The organism is Terriglobia bacterium (genome assembly GCA_036496425.1).
Classification (GTDB): Bacteria; Acidobacteriota; Terriglobia; order 20CM-2-55-15; family 20CM-2-55-15; genus 20CM-2-55-15.
Window position 1 is genome coordinate 1 of the sequence record DASXLG010000336.1, and the last position, 20,705, is coordinate 20,705.

Annotated in this window: 22 protein-coding genes; 8 read left to right on the forward strand and 14 right to left on the reverse strand. The window is 58.9% G+C overall.

Annotation, left to right across the window (positions count from 1 at the left end):
* Nucleotides 1-23 precede the first annotated feature (23 nt).
* The 8 genes from VGK48_24235 to VGK48_24270 form a co-directional block, all read right to left on the reverse strand.
* A complete protein-coding gene (locus tag VGK48_24235; protein HEY2384296.1) occupies nt 24-1,097 on the reverse strand; it encodes a S53 family peptidase in 1,074 nt (357 codons plus the stop codon).
* A 104-nt stretch (nt 1,098-1,201) separates the two neighbouring features.
* Nucleotides 1,202-2,185 (reverse strand): ROK family protein, encoded by a 984-nt coding sequence (locus VGK48_24240; GenBank protein HEY2384297.1) that lies wholly within the window; start codon nt 2,183-2,185, stop codon nt 1,202-1,204.
* Between the two features lie 8 nt (nt 2,186-2,193).
* Entirely contained in the window at nt 2,194-3,420 is a 1,227-nt protein-coding gene (locus tag VGK48_24245) for an HAD family hydrolase (GenBank protein ID HEY2384298.1), read from the reverse strand.
* Nucleotides 3,421-3,482: 62 nt separating this feature from the next.
* On the reverse strand, nt 3,483-3,989 hold the full coding sequence (locus VGK48_24250) for a DinB family protein (protein ID HEY2384299.1): 507 nt from the start codon (nt 3,987-3,989) through the stop codon (nt 3,483-3,485).
* A 111-nt stretch (nt 3,990-4,100) separates the two neighbouring features.
* On the reverse strand, nt 4,101-4,424 hold the full coding sequence (locus tag VGK48_24255) for a hypothetical protein (protein ID HEY2384300.1): 324 nt from the start codon (nt 4,422-4,424) through the stop codon (nt 4,101-4,103).
* Nucleotides 4,425-4,861: 437 nt separating this feature from the next.
* Nucleotides 4,862-5,122 (reverse strand): hypothetical protein, encoded by a 261-nt coding sequence (locus VGK48_24260; protein ID HEY2384301.1) that lies wholly within the window; start codon nt 5,120-5,122, stop codon nt 4,862-4,864.
* A 67-nt stretch (nt 5,123-5,189) separates the two neighbouring features.
* Nucleotides 5,190-6,179 (reverse strand): heavy metal-binding domain-containing protein, encoded by a 990-nt coding sequence (locus tag VGK48_24265; protein ID HEY2384302.1) that lies wholly within the window; start codon nt 6,177-6,179, stop codon nt 5,190-5,192.
* A gap of 61 nt (nt 6,180-6,240) precedes the next feature.
* Complete coding sequence (locus tag VGK48_24270; protein HEY2384303.1) at nt 6,241-8,148, reverse strand: hypothetical protein; 1,908 nt, start codon at nt 8,146-8,148, stop codon at nt 6,241-6,243.
* Between the two features lie 135 nt (nt 8,149-8,283).
* Here VGK48_24270 and VGK48_24275 point away from each other — a divergent pair, with 135 nt between their 5' ends.
* Entirely contained in the window at nt 8,284-9,357 is a 1,074-nt protein-coding gene (locus VGK48_24275; protein ID HEY2384304.1) for a VWA domain-containing protein, read from the forward strand.
* Between the two features lie 81 nt (nt 9,358-9,438).
* Entirely contained in the window at nt 9,439-9,843 is a 405-nt protein-coding gene (locus tag VGK48_24280; protein ID HEY2384305.1) for a DUF6152 family protein, read from the forward strand.
* Nucleotides 9,844-9,929: 86 nt separating this feature from the next.
* On the opposite strand, the gene VGK48_24285 is transcribed toward VGK48_24280, so the two are convergent.
* A complete protein-coding gene (locus VGK48_24285; GenBank protein ID HEY2384306.1) occupies nt 9,930-10,997 on the reverse strand; it encodes a hypothetical protein in 1,068 nt (355 codons plus the stop codon).
* A gap of 110 nt (nt 10,998-11,107) precedes the next feature.
* Here VGK48_24285 and VGK48_24290 point away from each other — a divergent pair, with 110 nt between their 5' ends.
* The 5 genes from VGK48_24290 (at nt 11,108) to VGK48_24310 (ending at nt 14,051) form a co-directional block, all read left to right on the forward strand.
* A complete protein-coding gene (locus tag VGK48_24290) occupies nt 11,108-11,548 on the forward strand; it encodes a rhodanese-like domain-containing protein (protein HEY2384307.1) in 441 nt (146 codons plus the stop codon).
* Nucleotides 11,545-11,976 carry a hypothetical protein gene (locus VGK48_24295; GenBank protein HEY2384308.1) on the forward strand — a complete coding sequence of 144 codons (432 nt, stop codon included), beginning with the start codon at nt 11,545-11,547 and terminating at the stop codon, nt 11,974-11,976. Before VGK48_24290 ends, VGK48_24295 begins: the two co-directional genes overlap by 4 nt.
* 3 nt (nt 11,977-11,979) lie before the next feature.
* On the forward strand, nt 11,980-12,537 hold the full coding sequence (locus tag VGK48_24300) for a methyltransferase domain-containing protein (protein HEY2384309.1): 558 nt from the start codon (nt 11,980-11,982) through the stop codon (nt 12,535-12,537).
* Between the two features lie 9 nt (nt 12,538-12,546).
* Nucleotides 12,547-13,284, forward strand: a complete 738-nt coding sequence (locus tag VGK48_24305) for a phage Gp37/Gp68 family protein (GenBank protein HEY2384310.1) — start codon at nt 12,547-12,549, stop codon at nt 13,282-13,284.
* Between the two features lie 62 nt (nt 13,285-13,346).
* Complete coding sequence (locus VGK48_24310; protein ID HEY2384311.1) at nt 13,347-14,051, forward strand: hypothetical protein; 705 nt, start codon at nt 13,347-13,349, stop codon at nt 14,049-14,051.
* 103 nt (nt 14,052-14,154) lie between these two features.
* Here VGK48_24310 and VGK48_24315 read toward each other — a convergent pair whose 3' ends face one another.
* Nucleotides 14,155-15,804, reverse strand: coding sequence for a PQQ-dependent dehydrogenase, methanol/ethanol family (locus VGK48_24315; GenBank protein HEY2384312.1), 1,650 nt, complete (start codon nt 15,802-15,804; stop codon nt 14,155-14,157).
* Nucleotides 15,801-16,547 carry a c-type cytochrome gene (locus tag VGK48_24320; GenBank protein ID HEY2384313.1) on the reverse strand — a complete coding sequence of 249 codons (747 nt, stop codon included), beginning with the start codon at nt 16,545-16,547 and terminating at the stop codon, nt 15,801-15,803. Before VGK48_24320 ends, VGK48_24315 begins: the two co-directional genes overlap by 4 nt.
* Before the next feature lie 48 nt (nt 16,548-16,595).
* Here VGK48_24320 and VGK48_24325 point away from each other — a divergent pair, with 48 nt between their 5' ends.
* Nucleotides 16,596-17,531, forward strand: a complete 936-nt coding sequence (locus tag VGK48_24325) for an aldo/keto reductase (GenBank protein ID HEY2384314.1) — start codon at nt 16,596-16,598, stop codon at nt 17,529-17,531.
* A 197-nt stretch (nt 17,532-17,728) separates the two neighbouring features.
* On the opposite strand, the gene VGK48_24330 is transcribed toward VGK48_24325, so the two are convergent.
* Genes VGK48_24330 through VGK48_24340 form a run of 3 tightly spaced genes read right to left on the reverse strand, consistent with a single transcriptional unit; the run spans nt 17,729 to nt 20,430 of the window.
* Entirely contained in the window at nt 17,729-18,250 is a 522-nt protein-coding gene (locus VGK48_24330) for a DinB family protein (protein ID HEY2384315.1), read from the reverse strand.
* Nucleotide 18,251: 1 nt separating this feature from the next.
* Nucleotides 18,252-19,091: a DUF4159 domain-containing protein gene (locus VGK48_24335; GenBank protein ID HEY2384316.1), complete on the reverse strand. Its 840-nt coding sequence runs from the start codon at nt 19,089-19,091 to the stop codon at nt 18,252-18,254.
* A 46-nt stretch (nt 19,092-19,137) separates the two neighbouring features.
* The gene (locus VGK48_24340; GenBank protein HEY2384317.1) at nt 19,138-20,430 is read right to left on the reverse strand and encodes an MFS transporter; all 1,293 of its coding nucleotides are present in this window, start codon (nt 20,428-20,430) and stop codon (nt 19,138-19,140) included.
* Between the last annotated feature and the right edge of the window lie 275 nt (nt 20,431-20,705).

Genomic DNA, 20,705 nt, shown 5'->3' on the forward strand with positions numbered 1-20,705 from the left:
CCCCATTACTCCCCCTTCCCTCCTTAAGCGGCCGCCGTCCTTTTGATGTGCGCGGCGATCAGCGTGCTGAGCTTGGTTGCGATGGGCGAGCCCAGGCCGGTGCAGGGATCGGGACCGGCTTTAGCGCGATAAGCTCCATTATCGCCCTTGGTGATGTCGTTAAAGCAGAGGTGATTGGTCCAGAGCTTGGGTGAGATAAACCCGAGCTTTTTACCGAATGACGCGAACAGGCCGGCATACAAAGGCGCGACGGCGCTGGTGCCGCCGACGATGGCGGGCTGACCGTAAACATACATCGAGTAACCCGTTCTGGGGTCGGCATTCGCGGCGACGTCCGGCACCATCCTTCCGGGGCCGTGAGGGGCGCCGGCCTGGAACGATTGCACGGGAAAGATCGTCGAGTAGCCGCCTCCGGTTCCTTCGCCGTTGGTCTGGCCCGGATCGTCGTTCCAGACGGTTTCCGCCGTCGCCGTTTTCATCGTTCCACCGCAGCCGATGACGTGAGGGCACGAGGCCGGCGCGTCCACATTCGCCGGATTCGAACCGCCGTCGCTGGAATCGTTGTCTCCGGAGGCTGCGAAGACGACCATGCCCGCCTTGGTTGCGGCTGTGGCGGCTGCTTCCATCTGCTCTGCCGCCGTCTTGCCCCAGACGGCTTCGTCGGCGCCCCATGAGATCGAGCACACATCGCATCCATCGGAAGTTGCTTTCTCCACGGCGGGGGCAATGTCGTCGGCCCAGTAAACCTTGATGACGGCCGGTTTGCCCGTTGCGATGTAATAGGCTGCTCCTGCCACCTGAATATCCAGCGCGACTTCCGTATCCGCATCGTTCTTGGGATTCTGTTTGGTATTGTGCACTCCGTTCACGGATACATCGGTGATGTGCGGCGCCGGCTGGCCGATGCCCTGAAAGAACGCATCCATATCCGATTGCACCCATCCCCCTCCCAATTCAACAATAGCGATGACTCCGCCGCCACTGAGATGTGCGGGCCAGTTATAGGCCTTGCACAGATTCGGTACGGTCCACGTTTCTGCCTGCCGTTTCGCCGTTTTGAAATACGGCTTGCTGACTGCACTGTGTTGCTTGTTCATTGAAGTCTCCTTCGGAAATAGCAGAGGTTGCTGACTGAGCAGAATGAGAGCAGTGTATCGCTTAGGCGCGGCGGGGAAGTGTGAATAAATCGGGAAAAACCGTTCTATGCTGCGATCAACGACAACGCGGTATCGGCTGACAGTTTCGCCGCGCCGGCGGCCACGGCATGGCCTTTGAGTTTTGTGGTCGCCACTTTGAGATCGGCTTGCGGCTCGCACTTGCTGTTTTCCCGAATCCCAGCTTCCACAGCGCTTCGAACGATGACCGGCAAGCGGTCCGCGAGTCCGCCGCCGAGAACGATGATCTCGGGGTTCAGGAAATCGACGAAGTTCGAAAGCGCGACGCCGAGCATGTAGCAGCGGCCGCGCACCAGTTCTTTGACGGACGTATCCCCGTGTTCGATCGCTGCTGCCAGTGTTCCGGCCGTGATGTGACGGGAGTCTTTGCCGGCGCATCGCCGTAAGTAGGGCGCCTGATTACAGGCGGCCAGCTCGGCCGCGGCGGCGGCAATCGCTGTCCGGCTTGCGATGTCATTCAAGAGGACGCGGCGTCTCGTGCGGGTGGAACCGTTCGGAACATTCAGCATGTAGTGGCCAATGTCGCCCGCGCTCCCATTGGGTCCTCGATGGATCTTGCCGTCGAGCAGAATCGCCCCTCCGATTCCGGTTCCGATAAAGATGCCGATCGCATGTTTGTATCCGGCTGCGGCCCCCAGTTGGTGTTCTCCGTAGAGGCCGGCCGCGACATCGTTCGTCACGATGACATTGGCTCCGGTATGCTTGGCGATGACGGAGCGAAACGAATACCCCCTGAGAAAAGGGATATTGAGGGAAATCTTGATGCTCCCGTCGGGATTGAAAGTGCCGGCACAGCCTACGCCGACATTCTCGATTTCAAGACGCCTCGCGAGGCCCTTTTTCATCAAGACGTTCAAGGACTGCTTGAGCGCGCGGGTGAAACTTTCCGCGCTGTGGAAGGCGGTGGTCTTGAGTTTGATGTCCTCGAGGACCGTGAACTTCTTATCGAAGAGGCAGAGCCGCGTCTTGGTTCCACCGACATCGATGCCGATGTATCCTATTTTGAGCACCCTCTAGCTTACTGCACGATATGTTCCATCGCCGGGTGGAGGACGAGATCCATGGGCTGGGAAATACGCGGCGGAACCTGATCCGGGTTGCCGGCGATCGCCAGGATACCGCGCATCCGGAACAATTCTTCCGGGGCCGCATTCGCACATTCATCGAGCACGATCCAGTGCGGCCTGCCGAAACCGTCGCGAAGATCGCGCAAGCCGGGCCACAGTTCCTGAAGGAAAGAGGATCTTGCTTCCGCCGGGATCGCCTCGAGATTCAGGATCGCGTTCTGGCCGGGATGAGAGAGGATCTCCATCGTCTGCCGGACGGCCGGCGGTTGCTGACGATCGCCAAGAACCGTGCCGGTGGGACTATGGGAATAGTTGCCGTTCGGATCGATGAGTGCGAACTGGTACTCCTTTTCTTTCAGCTGATCGAGAAAGCGCTGAACGAAAGCGAGCCTTATGGCATCCTGCGGTTCCATAACCAACACGTTTTTGCCATAGGGGTCGATCCAGACGTCTGCTCCGTCCGGCCGTTTCCCGAGATCCAATCGATGAGGTAGACGGTCTCCGAGAAACTCGAGGTCCGTTTTCACCAGAGACTGAATCAATTCGGACGTGCCTCTGCCGTCCGGCTGTGTGGTGACCCATTCCGTTCGCTCCTTGAGAGCCTCCAGCGCATTAGCGACAGCCACCGAGCACTCACATTGCGACAGGAACGCATGGTCGTTTTCGGCGTCTCCGATCCCGACGGTGTTGTGGCGCGACAGACCGAGCTCGAGCAGGGCCGCGTTTAACCCCGTGGCCTTGTTTACACCTGAAGGCAGAATCATGACAGCGCCTTTGTTGAAAATGACCTGCAATTCGAGGCCGAGTTCGCGAATGACCTCGACGGCCTCGATTTCATGTGGGCTGCGAGTGGCGACAATCACGCGGCCGACCGAGACATGCGCCGGACCGTGTTTGACGAGACTGTCGATGAACTCGGGAGGAGGCGGATCGGCAAGCAGCCGCTGCTCGCGCGTGGCAGGGTGGTACAGGACGGCGCCGTTTTCCGCCACGATTCTGTCGAACAGGCCGGCCTGTGGAAAGGTATCGAACAGTTCTTCGAGAATCCTGCCCGTAACCAGAATCAGTTTGCGCCCGGAGGTGCGGACGGCATTCAGGTTCTTGAGTGTGTCCGCCGAGACCACTCCTTCGGCAGCGATAGTTCCATCGTAGTCGCATGCAAGTGCGTGGTATCGCATGTATTTAAGTACTGCAGGCCGGATGCCGCGCGGGCATAAAGTCCGCGGCTACGAGCCCATGCCTAGCGGGTCATCCAGTAAAACAGCAGGTCTGTTGCGGGTGGCGCGATCCCCAGCTGGCGGATCATGCCGACGGTCTGGCCGCGATGGAGCGTGGCGTGATTCACGACGTGCTGCATCTGGTGCACGAGCGGCATCGATCCGGCGTCGCCGTTGATGCGCCTGAAACTCAACGCGCGGGGAAGTTCGGCGTCGGTGAGTTTCTCGAGGTAGCGGTTGCGGGTATCGGCGATCGACTGCCACTTTCCCCTCAGGCCGGGAATGTCTTTGATGAGCGCTGTAGTCCATGGCGTCCACACCTGATCGCCCGTGGGCGACCGGCCGTTCCAGCGTTCCAGCCAGACCCATTCCGCGCCGGCCATGTGAGCCATTGTGCCGAGGATGGAGCGGTGGCTGATACCGACGTCCTGCAGCAGTTGATCGCTGGTTAACTTCTGAGCGGCGTCCAGAACAAGGTCGTTAGCCCACTCTGTGTAGTCGAAAAGCTGCCGGATTTCGCTGACTGTCATATGGAGACCAATTATAAAAGGAATCTTATTGCAGGTTGTATCATTCGAGGTTTCTGCATTTCAAATTTGAAATGAAACAACCTCAAATGATGCAACTTGCAATAGGTGTTTTCAGTCTCCCTCATCTTTTGTCATCAGCTCTTCCACCACTTTCGACTGCGCTTCCATGCGCGTGAGATCGGCATCGAGTCGGCGGATCTTGAATGTGGCGTTCTCGTTTTCGATGCGCAGTGTCTGATTTTCGGTTTCGAGCCGGCTGCGGCTGGATTCATTGACATTCAGGCGCGGGTACATGAGGAGCAGGAAAACCGTCATCAGAAACGCCAGGATTCCCGCTGCCAACAGGATCACGCCGGCTTTGCAGGAGAAACGAAGCTGGCCCACGCGCGGGCTGTTGGGCGGAAGAACGATCAAATTCCAAGACGTCGTTTTCATCGGACCTCCTGCCGCTGGCTGCGGCAAATGCCGTGCCGTTGCTAAACGCTTGAAGGCACAAGAGTGGCGTGGCGGACAACCATCGTCCGGAGCCCTTCATCCATCAAGTTTGTCGATGGGGTTTTTCGGAAACCCGATTTTGCGAAGAAATGCCTATTTCGATTTTTTCTTCGGCGCAGGCGTCCAGCCAGTCGATACAGAAGCGGCAGCGGACGAGGTGACATTGTTCCGCTCCAGTGAGCTCCGTCAGGCCCATAACAAACTCGTAAAGCCGTTCAATGGCAACGTGCATCGCGCGTTAGCTTTTGCAGGTCAGATGCCGGGGAATGGGATGTGGAATCAATACGCGCGCCGTGCGGGAGAGGAATTTCGTGGAGAATTTCCAGGAATAGACTGTCGCGGACGTCAGCCCGCGACATCTATATATAGCTGCAGCGTCAGGCGGCCTTTTTTCTCGTGGCTTTGCGCAGCTCGGCGTATCTCCGTTTCATACCTTCGGAGATGCGTTTTCGGGCTTCCGGGCTCATCGTGCGTTTTTTGGGAACGGAATCCGTAGAAACAACTGCGGTTGGAGTCTTAGTTAATGATGGCCGGTGTCCCAGCTCTCGTTTGATTTCCGAAATTTCGTTTTCCAGTCTCGCCCGTTCGGCTTCGAGTCCTTTCAAAGCCATTTCGAGCAGTCTCATTCTGTCTGGCATGGGGGCCTCCCTCTGTCTGAAATAGGACCTTTTATCTTACCTGACATCCGGGGAGTCGAGGCAACAACTAAGGCATTACGCTGAAAGTGAATGCGAAGGTGTGGACTTTGCCGCCGCGGCGGAACTGGGTCCAGGCGCGGTAGGTTCCGGGCTTCGGCATCAGACCTTCGAAGGTGACGTCCGGGCCGCCGCGCAGCGCTTCGAGAGTGGCGCGGTCGGCGTCGGGTGGAATCAGGAACTGGGGCTGGGCGCCTTCCTCGGTGTTCTGGGCGAGGATATCGACCGGATGCGAGTGGACGTAGTCCACCATGTCCTCGCTCATGATGAGCGTGTGGCCGAAAGCGCCAAGGTAAGTCTGCAGATCGGTTATCGGTTTCTTTGTCGCCGTGTCCGTCAGGTGAAAGTTCAGATGGCCGTACTGGCCGACCACGAACTGCGGTGGATCGTAAGTCACGGTCGCGGTGAGATCGTCGACAGTCCTGGTTGAGCCGGTGTCGGGAACCAGGTGGGCGCTGTCGGCCTCAAGATCTCCGGCGTAGCCGGCCGTCACCAGAGGCCGCGCGATAAACTGCGGCGCGCCGCCGGAAGGCATGAAGTCGGAGAGGATCTTGTAGTAGCCGGCTTTCGGCAGTGTGACTTCGATCGACCAGGTGCCGTCCTGAGCTTCCTCGGGATGGATGTGTTCGAAGAACTCCATATCCTGGCTGATGACGAAGAGGTGATATTGGCGGTCGTGAACGGTCTCGAACTTCGTCACCTGGATGCCCGTGCCGGGATGCGCGATCCGGAAGAAGAACTTCGTAGTCTGGCCGGCTTTGACGACAGCAGGGACCGTGGTGAAGTCGAGCCGGTAGTCTCGAACGTCGAATGGTGCGGCCTTGACGAGGTCCATGCCGCAGATCGGGCACTTGCCGGAGGCATCCATCGTGTAAGCGGAGTGCATCGGGCAGACCCAGGCGGTGTCGTCTTCGATGGGGGTTTCGATCACTGCGAGCGCGGATGAGACCGCGATGAGGAGGGCGGAGAGGCTCAGGATGGCGGTGGTCTTCTTAGTCATGACTGCATTCTTGCGCTTTTCCAACACTCCCCGCCTGACTCAGGCGGGGAGTTGAAGCCACTCATCTATGCGGACTCGTTGCATTGCCTTCATACACTCCCGTGCCCGAGCCCGGCAGCTCGTTGGCGCGCGGGCCGGTGTACCGTGCGACGTGGAGCCCGGTGCCGTCGTCGGACCAATAGATCAGACCGTCCTTGAATACAGGATACGTCCGCGTCAGGCCGTTGGGCGCCGTGACCGCATAGCCGACTTCGCGCGGCGTCTGCGGGGCGGAGATATCGATCACGCGCAGGCCGTGCGCGTACCAGCCGTTGAAGACGAGATTCTTGAACACGGTCGGATTATGATTCTGTTGAGCAAGACCCTTGCGGTTTGTGCCGTCGGGTTGCGTCGTGTCCTGGTTCAGGCAGACATCGAGCTGGTTGTCCGGAATCGCGAAGGCGCCGACCATGATGGGCACGATTTCGGATTCGATCGACAGCATGCGTGCGTAGTTCAGCGGACAGCCGCCGTTCTCATCGGTAATCCAGACATAGGCCGGGCGATTCTTCGTATTGCCGCGAACGCGCGCGGGCCGGTCCGGGATGATGACGGCGCTGTGGGTTCCGGTCGGGGTTGCGGGTGTCGGCGGATAGACGTCGAAGCGCGACCGTGTCATAAGCACAAGATAGCGTTCTGCTTTGGCTTCGGCGGAGACGTTCGACGCGAGATAGGCCTTCAGTCCGGGATCGTCGTTGATGACCATGTGGACGCAGTCGTTCGCGACGGACGGAATCTTCGAAGGCTCCATCGCGCCGTCGGCGGCGACGATCGTCGAGCGTTTGTTGCAGCCGGCGGTACCGGCGTCGAGTTCGGCGTTCTTGTGATGCGCGACGGCTTCGGAGTTCAGGATATAAAACCCGGCGGTGGTGCCGGCGACGTAGATGCGTTCGCCGTCATCGCTGACCGAAAGCGAGTGCAGGCGATTCTGCTCGGTGTTCTGGGTGTTTCCTCGGCCGCGTCCGGAGCCGCGCTGTTCGCTGTAATCGTTGAAGCGGCCGTCGGAGAACAGGCCGGTGGCATCGGGGCGTTCGTTGGGCGGCGGGCCGCCGACCTCGGCCAGAGTGAAGCCCGCGAGCATCTTCGCTTTGGGCAGCACCTCGCCGGTGTTTTCGTCCGTGACGGCTAGGACAATGGCGTCGGGGACTTTGGTGCCCGGGTTGTCGGGATCGGGAACGCCGGCTGTCCAGTTCGTCATGAAGACGAGGACGCGATTCGGGTTTGCGGGATCGTGCCAGAGGAAGAACTCGTGCGACTGGGCGTGGAAGTCGTGGACATCGCTTTTGAACATCGGCTGGCAGGTGTTCATATTGATGCGATAAGCCTCCATCCAGCCTTCGTTGTTGGTGCCGCCGTTGCGCACGAGGAGATAGCGGTCCTGGCCGGTCGAAGTCTTGTAGACGAGTGCGCGAAGCTCGCGGTCGTCGAAGCCTTCGTTGCCGATGGCGTTCGTCGGAAGTTCGCCGACCTGGACGGGTGGGTCTTTTTCGGGATTCGGCTGAATCTTGAAAATGTTCACGGCATGCTTGAAACCGCGACCGTTGCGGTGGCCCACGAAAATGCAGTTGCCCGCGATGCCGAGGCCGCGAGCGTCGCCGTCGGCGTCGAGGTCGCCGCCTTTCCACTTACCGGTAGCTTCGTCTTTGATGGACGGGACCGTGACAACCCAGTGGATGTGCTCGAGATTGCGGAAGAGATGGAGGTCCTTCTCGAGCTTGAAAGCGCCGGTTTTCGCGTCTTCCGGAGAAGAGAAGGGATCGATCTTGCCGTCCTTGCCGAGGCGGGATGTCGGCAGCTGGCCAAACGGTGTGCGGAACGTGCTGGGCTGGCAGCCCGCGGGATCTTTCGAGTAGTCCACGCACTGTCCGGAGAGCTGGAGGGACAGAGAGGTCACCAACAGTAGAAAGAGGATACGGTGTGCCGAATTCATACCAGGAAGATTAGCCACAAAAGGCACAAATGCATAGAAAACAGATCCGTTGTCTTTTTTGGACAAAATTCCCCGGCATGTGCCGGTCCGGGCGACGTATACTGCTGGAAAGGCGATCCGGAGGACGCGTTCATAGTGGTCGATCGACAACCTTACGCGCGGCGTGTGATCCTCGCATGCATCGGTTTACTTCTGCTAAGCTCCGCCATCTTTCTTGCGCAAGATTTTCAATTGAAAGCCAGGGTCGATGAAGTCCGCGTACCCGTCTCGGTGCGGGACGATACCGGTGCGCTCGTTCAAGGCCTGAAGAAGGAAGACTTCACGATTCTGGAAAGCGGTGTACCCCAGGAGATCCTGAGTTTCTCGACGGATCCGTTGCCGATCTCGGCGGCGATTATTGTGGACACTGCGATCACGAGCGATCAGCTCCGGCGCTTCAGCCTGGTCTCCGGGACATTGATGAAGGAGTTCAAGGCAATCGATGAGTTCGCCGTCTACCGGTACGATCACGTCGTGACGAAGCTGTCGGATTACACGAGCAATCCGCAGAATCTGGAGAAGAGCTTCGACGCCATCCGGCAGATTGCCGACGACAAGCCGCAGGATAGCGAGCCGGGCGTCGCGGTCGGGCCATCGCCGTTGCGATGGATCATCGACCGGACGCAGATCGGAACCAACGGGGCCCAGGGACGGCCGGACAGACCGTCGACTCCGATCAGCCCCACGTCAGGGAATTCGACCAGTATGAAGGCGCCCGAGGTCAGCCGGGTGCTCCACGATGCGATCTTCGCGGCTGAGGTGGACCTGGAAAAGCGGCCGGAGAACCGGCGGAAAATGATTCTGCTGGTTTCGAACGGCGAGGTCACCGGTGAGAACGAGCACGGGCAGGGAGAAGTCGTGACGCGGCTGTACCGGAACGGGATTCAAGTATATGCGGTCGATCCCGAGCACAAGGTCTTCAACCATATGACGCTGCTGAACTCGTACACTCACGGGACGGGCGGCGCGGTGTTCGAAGGCAATGCGATCGAAAATATGGCGATCGCGTTCGCGCAGGTGATCGAGCAGGCGCGGGATCAGTATATGATCGGGTATGTTTCGAACAACGAGCCGACGAGTAATCGGCCGGTGCTGCGGAACATCGACGTCAAAGTCAAGGGCAGGAAGTATAAGATCGTCCACCGCATGAATTACATGCAGTATCCGTGACGTCTTCTTTTTGTTTCTTGACGTAAGCGCGGAATGGATAAAAACTATGGGTCAGATCGTAAGCACAACAGGAGGATTCGAATGAGAAAGTGCATAGCTGCTGTTTTTGCCCTGGCATTTGGCGTAATGCTGATGGCAGTGCCGGCCATGGCGCACCATTCCTTCTCGGCGGAGTTTGATGCAAACAAACCCACGACGGCGAAGGGATTCGTGACGAAAATTGAATGGACCAACCCCCATGTCTGGTTCTATATGGACGTGAAACAACCCGATGGCTCCGTGCAGAACTGGGGCTTCGAAATGGGACCGCCGCACGGCCTGCAGGCTCGCGGATGGACCCGCACCACCATGAAGCTGGGTGATGAAATCATCGTTGAAGGCACACTGGCGAAGAATGGAAGCAATCGCGGGAATGCGCGCAACGTGACGCTGGCCTCGACCGGCAAGAAGTTCGGCGCGGCCTCGAGCGAAGGCACAAACCCGTAGAAAAAATCAGCCACAAAAAAGCACAAAAGGCATAGGAAAGGTTCTCTTTTCCTGTGCCTTTTGTGCTTCTTGTGGTTTCTTTCCTCTCAGCTTAATTCCACAATGTTGATATCGATGTTGCGGGTCTGCCTTTCAGCGGACTGCCATTGAACCAGGATGGGGCTTTGATACGTGCCGCGAACCAGGCGCGGCGAACTGCCGGTATCGCAGCTTGCGAGGAAGCTCACACGCCGCGACCGGAAGAAGCATCGGGCGGGCACGGAAAGCAGCTTCGCAATCAGGCGCTCGAATGAAGACTGGTCGATCTGGAGCGCTTCCATCAGCGAGTTCAGCATCCTGACGGCGTCGTACTGCGCGTAGCTGAGCGTCTTGGCCGGGATCGAGAGCGGATCCGCAATCATGTGCCGGCCTTTGATCGTCGCGAAGCGCAAAGGATTCTGCAGCACCTCGACCAGGTCGTGCTGAATCAGCAGCGTCTCATATTCATTCACGGTCAGGCCGGCATGGCGTTCCACGGAATCGATCATCAGGTCCACGCGCGCGAATTCGACGCCTGTTTTCTTCAGCCTTTCGTCGACGGTCTGAAGCAGGCCCAGCTTGGGATCCGCGAGGTTGATCGAATCGATCGGGTGCTTCGACACCGGCACCCGAACGGACATCTCCGAGACGGTGCGCTCCCGGTCGAAGCCGATGATGGTGGTTTTTCGCTCGCGGCGGAAAACACCCGTCGCGCCATCGAGGTCGATGAAGTAGACCGGCGTATTGCTTTCGGTCCGATGCGTCACGCAGTTCTTCATGCCCGCGCCGATGAAGGTCAGATGTGAATCGCCATTGCGCGGCTCGACAATTTTCTGCTCCTCGCTTAGTTCAGTGCGGCGGTCGATCTGATCGTGGCTGTACTCCGCGCCCTCGGGAAACAACGCCCGGAACGCGTGGAAGAAGCGGGACAGCAGGTCATAGCTGTTGTTCATCCGCAGCGCGAGGCTGCGGTCGAGATATCCCGCCGTCGTGTGCATCGAGCAGAACAGCGTCCGCTGGTGGCGGCGGAGCAGGTCGCTCGTCTGCGCGATGCGCGCCCGGACATCGATCGCTTCGAAGCGCCGTTGAGGAGCCAGATTGAACTTCAGCTCAGATGGACTCGTTCTCGTGCTCATCGCAAATATTTTACCAGTGCAGTGCCGTTTACGCGGCGAATCCGAAGGCGGAAGGCGTTAATTCGTCATTATGTAAAACTTATGTGTTGCTGCCCCTATAATGGACGTGTATGGGCGTACAAAATATCAATCCCGAGCAAGCGAAACAGATTCTCGATTCCGACAGCAATGCGGTTTACATCGATGTTCGAACTGAAGGCGAATTTCTCAACGGTCACGTACCGAAGGCGTTGAATATTCCGGTGGCCGTTCCTGATCCTGCGACGCGCCAGATGACGCCGAATCCGGATTTCGCGAAGGTGGTGTCGGCTCACTTTTCGAAGGACAAAAAGATCATCGTCGGCTGCCAGGTGGGCGGGCGCTCGCAAGCGGCGGCGCAGATCCTGGGGCAGGAAGGGTTCCAGGATATATCGAATATGCAGGGCGGTTTCGGCGGAGCGAAGGATCCGATGGGCCGGGTCGTCACGGCGGGTTGGGCGCAGCTGGGTTATCCGGTGGAGATGGATGTTCCGAAAGGCGCGTCTTACGGGGAACTCAAGACCGGCAAATGAGCCAGCGGGTCATCTACACTCCGCCGGGCGGTCCGCCGCAGGGGCCGGGACCGAATCCCGAGATCTATCGCATCATGGGGGAAGAGAACATCTTCCACATGATGCTCGACCTTTATAAGGAACTCGAACAGTCCGAAGTCCGGCATCTGTTTCCGGCCGACATGGAAGAGGCGTCGAAGAAATCCGGCGCTTTCTTTGTGACGATTCTGGGCGGTCCACCGCTCTACTTCCAGCACTTCGGGCCGCCGCGGATGCGCGCGCGGCATCTTCCTTTCGAAATCGACGAGGGGGCGCGGCAGGTGTGGCTGCGCTGTTTCGACAAGGTGCTCGAAGATGCCGATACGAAGTACAAATTTCCCAGACAGCATTTACAAGGCTTTAAAGATTTTCTACAAAGCTTTTCCTCGTGGATGGTGAACAAGGCCTGACGCATGGCCGATTGGGACGAACGTTACCGGAAAGGCGAGAACATCGATGCCGCGCCGGATCCCCTGGTGACGCGGTTCGGCACGATATTGCCTGCGGGCCGGGCGTTGGATCTGGCGTGCGGTCCCGGCAGGCATGCACTGTGGCTGGCCGAACACGGGTGGGACGTTACCGCGGTGGATTCTTCGCGGGCCGGAATCGAGATCCTTCGAAAGCGGGCAGAGGACAGAGGCGTGCGGGTCGACTCCGTTATTGCTGATCTCGAGCGGCATGAGTTTGCGATTCAACCCGCGTCCTTCGACTTGATCGTCGTCGTGCATTACCTTCAACGTGACTTGTTCCCGGCGATCCGGAAAGGCGTCCGGTTGGGCGGAGCCGTTATCGCGGCGATTGCGATGATCGATGAGACTCCGCTCGTCCGGCCGATGAACCCGGCATACCTGGTCGAGCCGGGTGACCTTCGCGCTTACTTCGAGGGATGGAGACTCCTGCACGACTTCGAAGGTAAACCGCCGGGCGATCCGACCCGGCGCGCGTCGGCTGAAATTGTGGCTGTGCGATAGGGTTTGTATATGGCAGACAATTCGAAAATCGAGTGGACCGACTCGACGTGGAACCCGATCCGCGGCTGCACCAAGATCAGTCCCGGCTGTACGCACTGTTACGCCGAAACTTTCGCGGAACGATTCCGCGGCGTCAAAGGCCATCCCTATGAACAGGGTTTCGATCTCCGCTTCGTCCCGGAAAAGCTCGAGGAGCCGTTGCGCTGGACCAGGCCGCGCATGATCTTCGTGAACTCGATGAGCGATCTCTTTCATGAGGATGTGCCGGAGGAGTATATCGAGCGCGTGGCGCACGTGATGCAGACGGCGAACTGGCATACCTATCAGGTGCTTACCAAGCGCGCCGGCCGCCTGCAGGCGCTGCTCAGCACGACGCTGCGGGCGCAGGCGGCATTGCGCCATATCTGGTGGGGCGTCAGCGTAGAGAACCGCAGGCATGGGCTGCCCCGCATCGAGCAACTGCGTGAAGCGCCGGCTGCAATGCGATTTCTTTCGGTCGAGCCGCTGCCGGAAGACCTCGGCGTGATCGATTTCAGCGGAATTCACTGGGTCATCGTGGGCGGCGAGAGCGGTCACGGCGCGCGGCCAATGGAACGCGCGTGGGTCGAGTCGTTGAGGGATCAGTGCGCGGCGTCGGGTGTTCCGTTCTTCTTCAAGCAATGGGGTGGAGCTCAGAAGAAAAAGAACGGCCGCTTGCTGGACGGGCGGACCTACGACGAGCGGCCGAAATGGCCTGCCACCCGCTGAAAACTTGCGGGCGGCCTCCGTCTGGCGTATTGTCGGCGTGTACCTATCTTCGTGGAGGCATGATGAAAGCGAATCGCATCGGGTTGACTTTGGGTTTTTTGCTTCTGGGTGGACTGACTCTCGCCGCCCAGGCTCCGGAACAGCCGCAGGGACGCGGTGGGCGCGGTGGTGGCGGTGGTGGACGCGGAGCGCGCGGAGCCCCTCCGTCGGCGCAGCCGGCCCCGCTGTTCTTTAAAGAAGCATGGAAGGATATTCCCGGCAACGTCGCAATGACGCAGGATGCCGTGTCGAATCCGGATCTGGAGCTGAAGGTTTACGGCAAGGATGTGAATATCACGGCCGAAGGAAATCTTCCGCACGTCTGGACAGGACTCTGCAACCCCTCGTGCGGAGTCGCGTTGCGTAACAAGACGTCTTTCGTGGATCTGACTGGAAAAGCGAAAATCCGGTGGATTGCGAAGACCTCGGGCTTTCATCAGATTCGTCCCGTCCTGAAGCTCGCGGACGGAACCTACCTGGCCGGCGATTACGCCGACGCATACACATTCGATTTTCACCAGATCGAGTTTTATCCCAGCGACGTGAAGTGGATGAAGATCGACATGATGACCCTGCAGCCGAAAGGGAACCTGCTGGATAAAGTGGACCTGAGCAAGGTGGATGAGGTCGGATTCATCGATCTCACGCCCGGCAGCGGCCACGGCTCCGGCGGATATTCCGACGTCGGCTGGATCGAGGTTTACGGGAAGCCGGTTCCGCGCTCTTAAGAAAAGAGACTATTGCACCATTGCAACATTGGAAGTTTTTGCAGTTCTAAATTTGAAATGCAGCAACTTCTAATGATGCAATGGTGCAAATACGATCTGCGTCCTAATTTCCCTCTCGTAGGGCAAATGTAAAGAGAGCATGGCCGGCCGCGACCGTAACGTACTGCTTGCCGTCGACCTGGAACGTCATCGGACCGGAGTCGACCTGCCCGCCGAGACTTGTTTTCCATAGCAGCTCGCCGCTTCGCGCATTGAGAGCGTGGAAGTAGCCTTCGCGGCCGCCGGCAAATAGAAGATCGGTGGCGGTCGTGAGAATGCCACTGTCGGTGACATCGGTCATATTGAATTTCCACTTTTTCTCACCGCTATTCGGATCGATGGCGACGATGGCGCCGTGACCGGCCGCTTCGGTCCACAAGTTGATCGGACCGCTCTTGAGCGAAGGGACGTTCTGGCCGCCGGGAATCGGACTTGCCGGGCGGCCGCCGACGAAGCGGCGTCCTTCTTCGTATTTCTGGGCTTCCTTTATAAAGACGCTGGCATAGTCTTCCCACGCAGCGAGGTAGAAGAGTCCGGTTCGCGGACTGTATGACGGCGAATACCAGTTCGTCGCCCCCTGGACGCCTGGGAATGTCGGAGCGCCGTCGGGTTGCGGCGTCTGGACCGGCCGTCCGGTTTTGGGATCGAGGCCGCTGGCCCAGTTCACCTTCACGAACGGATATCCGGCGAGGTACTGCCCGTTGGTCCGATCGAGAACATAGAAGAAGCCGTTGCGATTGCCCCACATCATGAGCTTGCGGGGGGTGCCGCGCCAGTTTGCATCCACGAGGACAGGGACTTGAGTGGAATCGTAGTCGTAGGGATCGTGCGGTGAGAATTGATAAAACCACTTCAAGGCGCCGGTGTCGGGATCGAGCGCGACGACGGAGTCGGAGTAGAGATTGTCGCCTTCGCGCTGAGCGGGATTCCAGTCCGGCCCGGGATTGCCGGTTCCCCAGTAGGTGAGATTCAGAGCCGGATCGTAGGATCCGGTGACCCAGATGGGAGCGCCTCCGTGTTGCCAGTCGTCGCCTTTCCAGGTTTCGTGTCCCGGTTCGCCGGGGCCTGGAATCGTGTTGAAGCGCCAGGCTTCGCGTCCGGTGCGAACGTCGTAGGCGGCGATGAAGCCGCGGACTCCGAATTCTCCGCCCGCGATGCCGGCGATAACCTTGTCCTTGACCACGAGCGGCGCGACGGTCATGACGTAGCCGGCAGCCGGATTCGCGACTTTGACGTTCCAGATGGGGTGTCCGGTTTTCGCGTCGAGTGCGATGAGGTGCGCGTCGAGAGTCGCGAGGAAGAGCGTGTCGCCGGAAATCGCGAGGCCGCGGTTCACGGACCCGCAACACGGCCGGGCATCGGGTGAGGGATAGTAACGATAGATCCAGAAGATGCGGCCGGTTTTTGCATCGAGTGCAACAGCGTCACTCGGCGCCTGCGTGATGTACATGATGCCGTCGACGACGAGGGGCGAGGTTTCGAACTTCTCGAGCGAGTCGGCCTGATAGATCCATTTCTGTTCGAGCGTCTTCACGTTGGCCGGAGTGATCTGCCGGAGCGTGCTGTAGCGCTGGCTGGCGTATGTTCCCGAATACGTGAGCCAGTTCTGCGGCTCTTCCGCGGCGCGCAGCAGGCGCTCGTTCGACACCTGAGCTTTCACGACGGATCCGAGCAGTGTCAGCAGGCACAGGACGGTGAGCGCTGTTCTTTTCATCGCATTCCTTTCAAGGTGCGGAGGTAGGCCACGAGATCGTCCACCTCGGCCGCGGAAAGTTTGTCCTCAAATGAAGGCATCGGAGAAGTTTTGACGACCGTGTAGTCACGCAGATCGGACTTTGTGAGAGAGATGAGCCGTTCCTGCGAGTCGATCAACTGAACGGTGTAGGTGTCCTCGTTCAACCGGCGGCCTGTAATGGTTTTTCCGTCGCGCGTGACGGCGCGAACGGAGCGGTTGAGGGGCAGCATGGACGCGGTGGGATCCATCAGCGATCCCTGCAGCGCTTCGGGCGAGCGGATCGCGCCGATGTCGCTCAGGTCGGGTCCCGTTCGCGAGCCTTTCCCGTTCACGCGATGGCAGGTCGTGCAATTGCCTTTTTCTTGGAAGATGTTTTCGCCGCGGGCCGCATCGCCGCGCGCCAGAGGCCGGGTGTCGAATTCGTGCATGGTTCGCAGGTAAGCTACCAGCGCGGCAAGGTCGCCAGTTCCGAATTTGCCCGGTGGCATCGCGGTTCCGGGGATTCCGGTCTGGAGAAGGCGGTTCAAGTCGGCATCCGAAGAAGCGTGCCGGAACTGGCCGCTTCTCAGGTTCACGCCGGGAACCGAGTCGCCGTTGGCGCCATGACACGTAATGCAATTCGAGTTATAGAGCCTGTAGCCCGCTTCGACATCGGCCTGCGAATATTGGCCGACATGTTCCTGGGCCGCCAGCAGTCCGGCAAGTAGCAAAACAATCAACATTGATGCTCCTTAGGTCTCGCGCGCAGTATAAAACATAGGAGGTGAGTTGTGATCTATCGGAATCTGGGCAGTACCGGCGAGAAGGTTTCCGCGCTTGGGATCGGCGGCTGGCACCTGGGCTTGAAGACTGTCGACGAATCTCTGGCCATCCGCATCGTACGCACTGCAATCGACAAAGGAATCAATTTCCTCGACAACTGCTGGGACTACAACGATGGCGCGAGCGAAGTCCGCATGGGGAAGGCGTTACGCGATGGGTATCGCGGAAAGGCTTTTCTGATGACGAAGATCGACGGTCGTTCGAAAAAGGAAGCGGCGCGGCAGCTGGAGGAGTCGCTGCGGCGCTTTGGCGCGGATCACATCGATCTCGTCCAGCATCATGAGATTCTGCGCTTCGAAGATCCGCACCGCATCTTTGACCCGGAAGGCGCCAACGCCGCGCTGCTCGCGGCCCGGGAAGCGGGCAAGATCCGGTATATCGGTTTTACCGGCCACAAGGACCCGCACATTCATCTTTATATGCTCGAGGTCGCGGAACAGAACGGATTCGTTTTCGATACCGTCCAGATGCCGCTGAATTTGTTCGATGCGCACTATCGCAGTTTTGCCAAGGCAGTCGTGCCCGAGTTGGTCCGGAAAGGGATCGGGATTCTCGGAATGAAAAGTATGGCAAATGGGATCCTGCTGAAGTCGAATACTGTGAGCCCGATCGAGTGTCTGCACTATGCGATGAACCTCCCGACCTCCGTTGTCATCACCGGCGTCGACAGCATGGAGATTCTCGATCAGGCGTTCGAGGCCGCGCGGACATTTCATCCGTTGACCGAAGCGGAGTTGAAACCGCTGCTGGCCAGAACTGCCGCGGCGGCGATGACCGGGGAGTTCGAGCCGTTCAAAACTTCGTCGATTTTCGACGGAACCGCCACAAAGCCGGAGTGGCTGGGAGAAGAGCCGCAGCGCGTGCAGGCACTGATGCCTGAGTGAGTAGACACAGTCCTTGTGAGCGACCCCCTGCCGGCCTTGAGGCCGGCTCTCCCCCTGTATCAGGGGGAGAGTGGCTTTACTGTCCCCCTTGGAAAGGGGGCCTGCCGCCGCAAAGCGGCGGCAGGGGTCGCTCACACACCATGTTGAAATCGAATTTTTGTGCAAAGCCATCAGGAAGGGGTTCGCAGGCAGATAAATCAACCATTGAATCCGGTCAAAAGCGCGTCAACGTCGGGGAACTGATACTTGACCGTGCCGTTCGTGTCTGCCGTCGGGCCGTAGGTGCTGTAAAGGTCGTGGCCGAGCGCGCGGAGGTACGCCGTCAATTGACCACGGTGATGCGCGGAATGCGCGATGCGGCGCACCAGAACCCAGGCCCGGCTGCGCCTGACGTCGAAGAAAGTCACGTCCTCTTCGAACCACGATTCGGGCATCGATTCCAGCCGCGCGAGCCGTTGTTTCGAGGACTCCGCGTAGGTGCGGATGAATTCAGCGCGGGTTTCATTTTGGGGAAGGTGCGGCGCGGCGACCTCGATGCCGAAGAAATTCTTCATCCAGTTGTGCTCGCTGACGCACTGATGAACCATCTGTTCGTGCACTGTGCGTCCGCGCGCTTCCGGTTTCCAGCTCATTTCGCTGTCGCGGAACATTGCCCACGCCGCCAGGATCTTCTGCCGCTCGGTGGCATAGGTGTCTGTCAGGAACGAATAGCGATTCACCTCAGTGACTCATCGCGTAGATGATCGAATTCATTCCGAGCTTGTACGCATAGCTGGTGAAGTCCGCGGGATAGTCGGGATCGTCTTCCCATTCCCATGCGTCGCCCAGGTCGGAGTTGTACGTGAGCAGAATCATCAGCCGGCCATTCTCGTCGGAGACGCCGCGAACCTTGGGCGCCGTATCGTCGGGCTGTTCCCAGGTGCGGGTGCGTCCGCCGGAATAAGTGTATTGGCGTCCGAGGCCGTCGTTGGGCGGTTGCAGGATTTTGTCGATATCGAAAAATGTGTGAAAGATCGGGTGCGTCAGCGGGAGATCGACGATCTGTTTGTCCGGAAATATTTTTTTGACCTGGCGGGCAAATTGATCGAACTGCCGGAGTCCCCAGAAATCGTCCACATGCCAGAACCCGCCGCGCAGCAGATATTCGCGGATCCGGTCCGCTTCTTTCTGCGAGAGTTCCATCTGTCCAGGCTCGACGGCATATATGTAAGGGTAGTCGAACAGGGTCGGGTCCATGATCTCGATCGGATGCGGCTTCATCGAAATACGGGCATTGGTGAGACGTTGGATGCCCCACATGTACTGATAGTCCGCATCCCAGGTGTCCGTCATCCAGGCACCATAATAGCGTGCGAGGCGGTCGCCCAGACTGTGGCCGTGTTCGAAGTCGGTGTTCGGCACGCCGAGCCGCGGGCCTCTACCGCGTGTATCCGTGTACATCACTCGGGTAAAGAAAAATTCGGGGTGCGGATCGGCATTCTTCGACCCGGGGCTGTCTTCGCTGAACGCGGGAAGGACGAGAAGGACGATACACAAGAGAGAGACGATCCGAACCACCATGATGCCTCCGGATAAACGAACGCAGTGATTCTACTTGGAAACCGCGTCAGCGGCTAGCAGTGACGACATTTCCGGGCACCGTCTCGTCGTCAGCGAGCGGCCGGTCGGGATGCATGGCGAAGGCAAGCGCGGCGCCGAACAGCATCAGGACCATCGAACCGATGAAGGGCCAGGTCCAATGGCCGGTTTTGTCGACGATGTAGCCGAACACAATCGGCGAAACGATCGCGGCGAAGGCCGATCCCGTATTCATCATGCCGCTGGCGGTGCCGGAATATTTCGGCGCAATATCCATCGGGATGGCCCACATCGGGCCGATCGTGAATTCGGCAAAGAAGAATCCTGCGCTGAGGGCGATGGCGACGATTGTCCGATTGTGGGTGAAGAGAATGGGAACCATCGAAGCGCAGCACAGCACCATCATGACGGATACCAGGTTTCGCCGCGCCACGTTCAGGCTTTTCGTCTTATCGAGCAGCTTGTCGCTGACGATTCCGCCGAGCGTGTCGCCGACGAAGCCGGCGAAAAAGACGCCGGACGCGAACAGCGCCGACTTCTGCAGGTCCATGTGGAATTCATTTTTGAAGAAGCGGGGAATGCCGCTCTGGAAAAGCCATAGCGTCCAGGCATAGCAGAAATACACGATCGTGACTGGAGCCATTCGCAATGCCAGGCGCGTCCAGGGCACATTCCCTTCCTGCCGCGTGGCGGCGTACGCCGGCAGCATGGCGATTTCCTGTTTGGTGACGGCGTTATGCCGGCCGGGATCATCCCTGAAATACAAGGCCCATATCAAAGCCCAGAACAAACTGATTATGCCGACGGCGATGAACGACATCCGCCATGAAACGGCGACAATCAAAAACGCGACGAGCGGAGGTGTGATAGCGCTGCCCAATCGCGAGCAGGCGTGCGTGATGCCCTGCGCAAAGCCGCGCTTGCCCGCCGGTGTCCATTGCGACATCGCGCGAGTCGCCGTTGGAAATGTTGCGCCCTCGCCGAACCCCAGAATGAGCCGCGAAATGCCCATCCACATCAGGCCATGGACGAGGCCCGTCATGATGGTCGCGGAAGCCCAGATGACGCCGCAGACCGCCAGCGCGCGCCGCGGTCCGAGTTTGTCGGCGACCCAGCCGCCGCTGATCTGAAAGAGGAGGTAAGGGTACGCAAACAGCGCGAAGAGGTTGCTGGCCTGCGTCTCGTTGAGTGGAATTTCCTTCCGGAACTGATCGGAAGCCACGGTTGTGTTGATGTTCACGCGGTCCAGATACGTCAGGAAATACATCAGGCACAACAGCCCGAGGACGATATTGGTTGCGCGGAAGATTTTTGCGGGCATGCGGCGTAATGATGTTCCGGTTTGTACGCGTAATCAAGAGCATATAATTGTCGGGCGGAAGAGCAAGATCAGGCTTTGAAGACAACGTCGAATCGAGCAACATTCCCCTCCGTTTTCAAGGAGGGGTGGACGCGCGATCAATAAAAGTCGCGAAGCATCCTTAGCCGCGCGGACGGGGTGGTTAGTAGCGAACCGCGAAGCGCTCCTTATTTTGTTGATTGAAGTTACTAACCGCCCCGTCTGCTCCAGCTAAGGACCGGGACCATCATTTGATG